Below are 8,865 nucleotides of genomic sequence, written 5' to 3' on the forward strand. Positions count from 1 at the left end.
AGCGAAGTGCCTGGAACGGAAATCAACAGACTAGTTTAACATAGCCTTTTGAAAAAAGGTACCTGCCCACTATCACGGTCAGGTACCTTTCCATTTATATACAAGCTTTATATTCGCTCATAATATTGTTGATGATTGTTTGAACTGGTAGGATTTCTTTGATTTCATGGACTCTGGCTCCGGCAAAAACTAGACCATTCTCGCAATCTCCATTCATCGATGTGATCAAAGAATCAAGCGTACAGAAACGATAAGAACAATTTTTCAAGCAATCCATGCACTTTTTGATTTTCACCTTTTTGTCATCTGAAATAAGATCAATAAAATGGTTTTTAATGGCACGCCCCTGGAGACCAACCGTTGTTTTGACCAAAATGGTATCTTCCTTTTTGGCTTGTACATATTTTTCTTTAAACGTTAATGGGGCATCACATTCATCACTAGCGACGAATCTGGTTCCGATCTGTACTCCAGACGCTCCCGCGCGTAGGGCTCTCGCAACATCTTCCCCCGTCATGATTCCCCCAGCAGCAATGACCGGGATCGTCACAGCTTCCACCACTTCAGGCAAAATATCAAACAAAGGTCTATCTGTACCAAGGTGTCCGCCGGCCTCATGACCTTCCACCACAACGGCTGAAGCACCAAGACGTTCTGACAATCTAGCCAGTTTTGCGGAAGATACAATCGAAATAACGGGAATACCGGATTCTTTTCCCCAAGCATACATATCTCTAGAAATTCCAGCGCCTGATATGATGAAATCAACTTTTTCATCAATGGCTGCCTTCATTTTTTCAGCAAAGTCATTCATAGCGAAAAGAACGTTTACTCCAATATAGCCTGAATCCTTTATATTTTCCTTCGCTTTTCTTATATGTGATCGCATTTCATCAACGGAAATTCCAGTTCCTGATATAATCCCAATTCCCCCAGCATTTGCAACAGCAGAGGCAAGTCCGCTTAAAGAGATTCCTACACCCATACCACCCTGCATGATTGGTACCTTTGGCGTCATATGACCTATTTTTAATTGTGGAAAATTCAAGAAAAAAACCCCATTTCATTACGTTTTTTAAGTAAATCTAATATCAACCACTTTAAACAATAGGGTGTCTAAAAAATAGTGATGAATGTAATGGTCCAACCTCACAGATATAAATAAATTCCTGATTGCCACAAAATGTTCAAATTTAACGTTTTCAGGGAGAGGTCAATTTGTTGATGTTAAATAATATTTTCTGAAAATATTGAGCGTATTGACAATTCTAAAAATGACTGATAAGGTTATAAAAAAAATATTTCTTATCCAGAGAGGTAGAGGGACTGGCCCGATGAAACCTCAGCAACAGGTCTGCTTAAGATACTGTGCTAATTCCAGCGGGTGATTAACCTGATAGATAAGAGCGGTCCGTTTCTATTTGTCAGTGAAGCACTCATTTTTGAGTGCTTTTTGTTTTTTCTGGATAGCTAAAAAGGAGAGTATGAATGGAAAACAACAATGGGAGAGAATTTCAAAGGGAAATGAAAACGCGTCATATTGTCATGCTATCGCTTGGCGGTGTGATTGGAACTGGATTATTTTTAAGTTCGGGCTATACGATTCAACAGGCAGGTCCGTTTGGGACGATCTTATCCTATCTGATTGGTGCATTAGTGGTGTATCTAGTCATGCTTTGTTTGGGAGAGCTTTCTGTACATATGCCTGAAACGGGTGCCTTTCATACCTTTGCAGCTAAATACATCGGACCAGGAACAGGATATACGGTCGCCTGGTTGTATTGGTTAACGTGGACGGTTGCCTTAGGTTCTGAATTTACGGCTGCGGGAATGCTTATGCAAAGATGGTTTCCATCGGTCAATGTTTGGATCTGGAGTGCCTTTTTTGCCGTTTTAATTTTTATCATTAATGTATTAACGGTTAAATTTTTCGCTGAAACTGAATTCTGGTTCTCATCTATAAAGGTCATCGCCATTGTGGTCTTTATTATTTTAGGTGTAGCGGCGATGGTAGGCATTCTTCCCATGTCCCATTCAAACTCAGCACCTTTCTTTTCAAATTTGGTAAAAGGGGGCCTGTTTCCTAATGGTGCTTTTGCCATTCTCATGACCATGCTTGCGGTGAATTTTGCATTTTCAGGAACGGAATTAATCGGGATTGCAGCTGGAGAAACAGCGAATCCGCAAAAAACAATCCCGAAGGCCATTCGCACGACTTTATGGAGATTGATCCTCTTTTTTGTAGGAACCATCATTGTATTATCTGCGTTACTGCCTATGAACGATGCTGGCGTATTAGAGAGTCCGTTTGTTGCTGTTCTAGAACGTATAGGGGTGCCCTACTCTGCCGACATTATGAACTTTGTGATCTTAACAGCCATTTTATCTGCTGCCAATTCAGGACTGTATGCTTCCTCAAGAATGCTTTGGTCATTAGCTAATAAGAAGACCATTTCACCCATGTTTGCCAAAATGACTAAACAGGGTGTTCCCATCAATGGCGTTATTTTCAGTATGTTAGGCGGAGTTTTATCTTTGTTCTCTAGCATTGTTGCACCGGATACTGTGTACATTGTGCTAGTATCCATTTCCGGTCTGGCTGTGGTGGTTGTATGGATGAGTATTAGTGCCTCCCAGTACCTATTTCGCAGACAATTTTTAAAAGAAGGAAATTCAATAGAGGACTTGGTTTATCGTACGCCACTTTATCCGTTTGTTCCAATTTTGTCATTTGTCTTATGTCTTGCATCCTGTATTGGAATTGCATTTGATCCAACTCAACGAATAGCCTTATATTGTGGCATTCCATTTATACTGCTCTGCTACGGCAGCTACTATCTTACACAAAATCTAAAGAAAAGAGGCGCCCATTATGTCCAACAAAATCAACCCAATTGATGCCATTTTATCCCAACATTCTATTATGCTTCTAGATGGAGCCTTAGCGACAGAACTGGAGTCCCATGGATGTAATTTGGATGATCCCCTTTGGTCCGCACGTGTGTTACTTGAAAATCCTGAATTGATTTATCAGGTTCATTCTGATTATTTTCGTGCCGGGGCGGACTGTGCCATTACGGCAAGTTATCAGGCAACAATTGATGGTTTTTCCGCTCGTGGAATAGAAAAGAAGGAAGCTTTAGAATTAATGAAGCAAACTGTGCTGCTGGCAAGAAGGGCAAGAGATGATTTTTGGAAGGAAACTGCACAGCATAATCGGCCTAAGCCATTAGTGGCTGCATCTGTTGGACCATATGGAGCTTACCTAGCTGATGGTTCAGAGTATGTAGGAAATTACGGCGTAACAGATGAAAGATTAGTAGAATTCCACCGTCCTAGAATGGAAGCATTGATTGAAGCCGGAGCCGATTTAGTAGCATTTGAAACGATCCCTTCTTTACAAGAGGCGAAAGTGTTATCGTCCCTATTGCGAGAATTTCCAGAGGTATATGCATGGCTATCCTTTTCTTTGAAAAATGAAAAAGAAATTAGTGATGGTACTAAGCTTGCGGAGTGTGCACAGTATTTTGACGAGGACCAACAAATAGTTGCAATTGGTTTGAATTGTGCACCAGTAACCTATGTTACAAATGCCATTAAGGAGTTGCGCACGAACACGAAAAAGCATATTCTGGTATATCCAAATTCGGGAGAAACCTATAATCCGGTAACAAAAACTTGGCATGGCCAAGAATTATGTGGAAGGTTCGAACTGCAATCCGAAGAATGGTACAGAGCAGGAGCAAGGTTGATCGGAGGATGCTGCCGAACAACGCCCCATCACATTGAAGGACTTTCAAAAAAGTGGCGCTACTAAAAGCATGAATGTGTCTAATTTCATCGACATTTTTCGAGAATTGACAGGTATATCTCAATTAATCAAACGTTTGATTAAGACTGATATTTTTACAGAAAAGGAAACAAAAGCCTTGAATAGCAAGGCTTTTTTTATTTTAAAGGAGTGAAAAAATGGCAAAATAGGTGTAGTATTTTGTCTAAAATTTAGACTATTGTAAATATTTACATAAATAGATTGGTAGATTACAATTTTACATGTACTATTTTTTTAATAGAGATAAAGGGAGGCTAAATCGTGAAGAAGAGAGGAAAATTAAAGGTTTTCTCCAGCATTGCGGCAACAACCTTGGCAACATCGGCACTATTTTCTAGTTGTTTTGCAGTACCAAAGATTTCCCCTGTTGCAGCAAAGACGGCTTATACTGCAGAGTCAGCCACAATGGACATGAACATTATTGACCAGGACAGGCTGGCAAAAGCACTACAGAAAAGAGGACTTATTTCAAAGGATGCATCCAGTGAAGAAATCGCAAAGACTGTAAACGCTTACATTAAAAAGAAGCAGGGAGAAAAGCCGGGCAAGTCCGACAAAGTCCTAACAAAAGAGCAGCAGGAAATGGACAAAAAGGCAAAAGACTTTTTAACAAAGCAAAAGGACAAGCTGGTTGCCCAGCTTAATAAAGGCCACGAAAATTTCAAAAAGGGCAAGCCGAATGGTGAAGTGAAAGTAGACTCTGCCAAGCAGGCCTCGTATAACGGATCTGTCCGTGAGGATAAAGTGCTAGTTTTGCTAGTAGAATATGCAGACTTTAAACACAACAACATTGAGCAAGAACCAGGATATATGTACGCCAAAGATTTCAATCGCGATCATTATCAAAAAATGCTGTTTGGCAATGAAGATTTCACCTTATTCAATGGTGATAAGGTAAAAACATTTAAACAATATTACGAAGAGCAATCTGGCGGCAGCTATACCGTAACAGGCAACGTTTCTGATTGGTTAACAGTTCCAGGAAATGCTGCTGATTATGGCAGCGATGCCCCAGAGGGTGGCAACGATAACAAGCCGGGAACCAAGGGTCCTCGCGGTCTAGTAAAAGATGCCCTGAATGCGGCTGTAGCAAAAGGGATCAATTTAGCTGATTATGATAAATTGGATATCTATGACATTGATGGCGATGGAAATATTAACGAGCCAGACGGCTTGGTTGATCATCTGATGGTTCTTCATGCTGGTGTAGGTCAAGAAGCTGGCGGCGGAGCACTAGGTGACGATGCTATTTGGTCTCACCGCTGGGATCTAGGCGGTGTTTATTCCGTACCAAATACAAAAGCGGCGGTAGATTATTGGAAAGAAGGCAGAATGGCTGCGTACGACTACACCATCGAGCCTGAAGATGGAGCAGTTGGCGTATTTGCACACGAGTTTGGCCATGATTTAGGTCTTCCGGACGAATATGATACCCAGTATACCGGCCAAGGTGAGCCAGTTGCCTCATGGTCCATCATGAGTGGCGGCAGCTGGAACGGACACATTGCCGGCACCCAGCCACCAAGTTTTTCACCGCAAAACAAAGAGTTTTTCCAAAAAGTATTGGGCGGCAACTGGGCAAATATTACGGAAGTAGATTATAAAGATCTTGATCAAAACGGTCTAGCAGCTGTTTTAGACCAGAGTGTAACAAAATCCAAGAACCCTGGAATTGTGAAAGTAAACCTTCCTGAAAAGCAAATTCCAGGAATACCACCTAAATTTGGGGCCAAGTACTACTACAGTACAAAAGGGGATGACCTACATACTGTAATGGAAACCCCGAACTTTGATTTAACAAATGCAAGCCATGCAACGTTTGCTTACAAGGCGTTGTATGATGTGGAAACCAATTATGATTACGTAAATGTAACCGCTGTTGCATCTGACGGTACACAGAAAGTAGTGGATGTCATCGGTGATGAATCGGATGTAGTACGCGGAAACTCCGCTTTTGAGTCCACTAAAGGTCAATGGGTAGATAAATCTTATGACTTAAGCGAATTTGCCGGTAAGAAAGTAAAACTTGTTTTTGAATACGTAACAGATGGTGGACTGGCTCCAGATGGTTTTGCAATGGATAATTTGTCATTAACAGTAGATGGCAATGTTGCATTCTCCGATGATGCAGAGGGAACACCAAAAGTAGCATTGAACGGGTTTGAAGTATCTGACGGCTGGATCAAGAAACCACATTATTATTATCTAGAGTGGAGAAACTATTCTGGATCTGATGCGGCATTACAGTACTCCCGTGGGGTGAAATATAATACTGGTTTAGTAGTTTGGTATGGCGATGAAACGTATACCGACAACTGGACGGGCGTTCATCCGGGCGAAGGCTTCCTTGGTGTTGTGGATTCCCATCCTGAAGCGATCATGGGTAAATCTGTTACTGACGGTTCTCCAACCATTAAGCAAAGCACAAGATATCAGATTGCCGATGCTGCCTTCTCCTTAGACCAGACACCTGCATGGTATATTGAAAATGCAGTCCGTGGAATTTACGATTACAGAGGTCTTCCAGGCGTAAAAACGTTCGATGCCACGAAGGCATACACAAACACCGTTATTCCTGATGCCGGACGAATTGTTCCAGCACAGTATCCGCTTAAAATCCAAGTAATCGGTGAAGCAAAAGACAATTCTGCCGGTGCCGTTTGGATTCACAAATAAAATAACGCGTGCTTGATTGCAATACCACGCTAAAAACCCCTTTTCCTCGGAAAAGGGGTTATTATTTTCTCCCAGTTACATCGTGAAATAGGTGATGACCGATAAAAGAATGGAAGTAATCGACATAGCCAGAAGTGGTCGTAACGCCTTCGTGCGAAGGTTCTTCAGACTAACATTTAAACCTAATCCAATCATGGCCATCGTCAAGATAAAGGAAGTGAAGAAGGATACTCCATTTAGGATACTAGCTGAAATCGTGATCGCATGGCCAAGGACGTAGCTTCCGAACAGGCTCATAATCATGAATCCTATTAGAAACCAGGGGAATTCAATTTTTGTATCGGAATCAGATTCTCTATTTCCTCTACGCTTCATCCAATACATAAGAATAAAACTGAGTGGAACAAGTAAGAAGACACGGCCTAGTTTGGCTAACAAAGCAATTGCCAGGGCATTTGGTCCGGCAGGTGCTCCGGCCAGAGCTACGTGTGCAATTTCATGTAAACTTACCCCCGACCAAATACCGTATTGTAGAGCAGTTAAGGGGATAAACGGCCTTAAAATGGTATAGGCTGTGGCGAAAATGGTTCCAACCAATGCAATGATCCCTGCCCCCATTGCGGTATCTTCATCTTTTGCTTGCAAGATCGGTGAAACAGCGGCAATTGCTGCTGCACCACAGACACCTGTTCCAATTCCAAGTAGCAAGGATAAAGAAGAATCTGCTTTGAATAATTTTGCAAGGAATGTGGTAAGGAATATTGAAAAAACAATGGTTCCGACATCTCTTACAAGTAACCCCAATCCTTGATGTAAAACAACATGGATATTTAGTTTTAATCCAAAAAGAATAATTGCCAGTCTTAACAGTCTTTTGGCAGAAAATTGAACCCCTGTACGCAGTCGCTCCGGGTATCCCCATATTTGTCGATAAACAACTGCGATCAAAATGGCACAGGCAAGTTGCCCGACACGGTCTAGACCAGGCAGTTTGGACAATCCAAAACCAGCCAATGCAATAACAAAAGTAAAAATAATTCCTCCAAGCCAACTTTCTATTGTAGAATACCTCGGCTGTTTGCCTATCGTATGATGTTTAGCTACTGTATTCGTCATTTTATGATTTCCCTTCAAGATGATTTCCTGTGTCCATCATATGCCTCTTACAGTAATAAGTAAAATTAGTTATTATAATGATGATGATAAGTAAATGTTTATTATAAAACTTATTGAATATAAAGGAGGAGACGAAATGGACCAAGCCTTACATGTTTTTATTACAGTGGCAGAACAACAAAATTTCACACGTGCTGCTGAAATTCTCCATATGACACAGCCGGCAGTCAGCAGTTATATACAGAACTTAGAGAAGTCATTGAATATAAAATTATTAGAAAGAACGAATAAGTTTGTCAGGCTTAATAAAGCAGGAGAAATTGTTTATCATCACGCAAAGAATATTCTAGGTCTCTATACCAGGATGGAAAATTTGTTGGATGATCTAAAACATACAGCAAGTGGTACCCTGTCTATTGGCTCAAGCTATACCTATGGCGAATACATTCTCCCACATAAAATTGCAGCCTTACTTAAGACGTATCCGCAATTAAATCCAACTATCATGATAAGGAATTCGAATGAAATTATAGAATTGGTCTTACATCACCAAATTGACGTAGGGATCATAGAGGGAGAATTAAAAACAGAGAAACTAAAGATTATGCCATTTGCCTATGATCATTTATCCATCATAGCGGCACCGAGCCATTCTTTATTTAACAAAGACAAAATAAGCTCTTTTGATTTAAGCCAGGAGACGTGGCTCATTCGTGAGGAGGGTTCAGGGACAAGAGAAATGCAGGAAAAGGGCTTCCAACGATTGAATTTTTATCCCAAGAATGTTATGACCTTTGGCAGTACCCAAGTGATTAAGGAAGCCATTGAAGCTGGTTTAGGAATTTCTTTGCTCTCACACTCGGCTATTAAAAATGAATTGCAGCTGGGAAAGCTAAAGTTACTGGATATCGAAGGGTTTCCCATGACGAGGAATTTTTCACTTGTGACCCCAAATGTCAAATTCCAAACAAAAGCCACTGAGGTTTTTGTTGAATTATTGGTAGGTGAAGGGTTTAAAAGTTGAAGGTAGTGAATACCCTAGAAAAAAGTCTGATTAGGGATCAATAAAAACGTGTACTGGGTACGGAAAAAGTACCGCTGCATTTGCACACTGGTTAGGAAACCATACTTACGAATGGTTTCTTTTTTTTAATGGAGTAATCTTTTTCGAAATACTAATAGTACGAAAAAGCTAGAGTATGACTGAAGTCGAGGCACCTTCAGACAAGGCAGCGCAAAAA

Annotated in this window: 6 protein-coding genes and 1 riboswitch; of the genes, 4 read left to right on the top strand and 2 right to left on the bottom strand. The window is 40.9% G+C overall.

Annotated features, from left to right (window positions below; all coding sequences use genetic code 11):
* Positions 1-94: 94 nt before the first annotated feature.
* Positions 95-1,048: an NAD(P)H-dependent flavin oxidoreductase gene (locus V7083_RS07045; RefSeq protein WP_335476672.1), complete on the bottom strand. Its 954-nt coding sequence runs from the start codon at positions 1,046-1,048 to the stop codon at positions 95-97.
* Between the two features lie 254 nt (positions 1,049-1,302).
* Positions 1,303-1,407: riboswitch (SAM riboswitch) on the top strand.
* 81 nt (positions 1,408-1,488) lie between these two features.
* On the opposite strand from V7083_RS07045, the gene mmuP reads away from it, so the two are divergent.
* The 3 genes from mmuP to V7083_RS07060 all read left to right on the top strand — a co-directional run bounded on the left by mmuP (position 1,489) and on the right by V7083_RS07060 (position 6,508).
* Positions 1,489-2,898, top strand: coding sequence for an S-methylmethionine permease (gene mmuP / locus V7083_RS07050; protein WP_335476673.1), 1,410 nt, complete (start codon positions 1,489-1,491; stop codon positions 2,896-2,898).
* Positions 2,873-3,817 carry a homocysteine S-methyltransferase gene (mmuM, locus tag V7083_RS07055; protein ID WP_335476674.1) on the top strand — a complete coding sequence of 315 codons (945 nt, stop codon included), beginning with the start codon at positions 2,873-2,875 and terminating at the stop codon, positions 3,815-3,817. The genes mmuP and mmuM overlap by 26 nt, the downstream gene beginning before the upstream one ends.
* Positions 3,818-4,093: 276 nt before the next feature.
* Entirely contained in the window at positions 4,094-6,508 is a 2,415-nt protein-coding gene (locus V7083_RS07060) for an immune inhibitor A domain-containing protein (protein ID WP_335476675.1), read from the top strand.
* Between the two features lie 75 nt (positions 6,509-6,583).
* On the opposite strand, the gene V7083_RS07065 is transcribed toward V7083_RS07060, so the two are convergent.
* Entirely contained in the window at positions 6,584-7,624 is a 1,041-nt protein-coding gene (locus V7083_RS07065) for a YeiH family protein (protein ID WP_335476676.1), read from the bottom strand.
* Positions 7,625-7,760: 136 nt separating this feature from the next.
* Between V7083_RS07065 and V7083_RS07070 the strand changes: the two genes are divergently transcribed.
* Positions 7,761-8,648: a LysR family transcriptional regulator gene (locus tag V7083_RS07070; RefSeq protein ID WP_335476677.1), complete on the top strand. Its 888-nt coding sequence runs from the start codon at positions 7,761-7,763 to the stop codon at positions 8,646-8,648.
* Positions 8,649-8,865 lie beyond the last annotated feature (217 nt).

The sequence above is a fragment of the Bacillus sp. JJ1764 genome (genome assembly GCF_036962145.1).
In the GTDB taxonomy this organism is placed as follows: domain Bacteria; phylum Bacillota; class Bacilli; order Bacillales; family Cytobacillaceae; genus Neobacillus.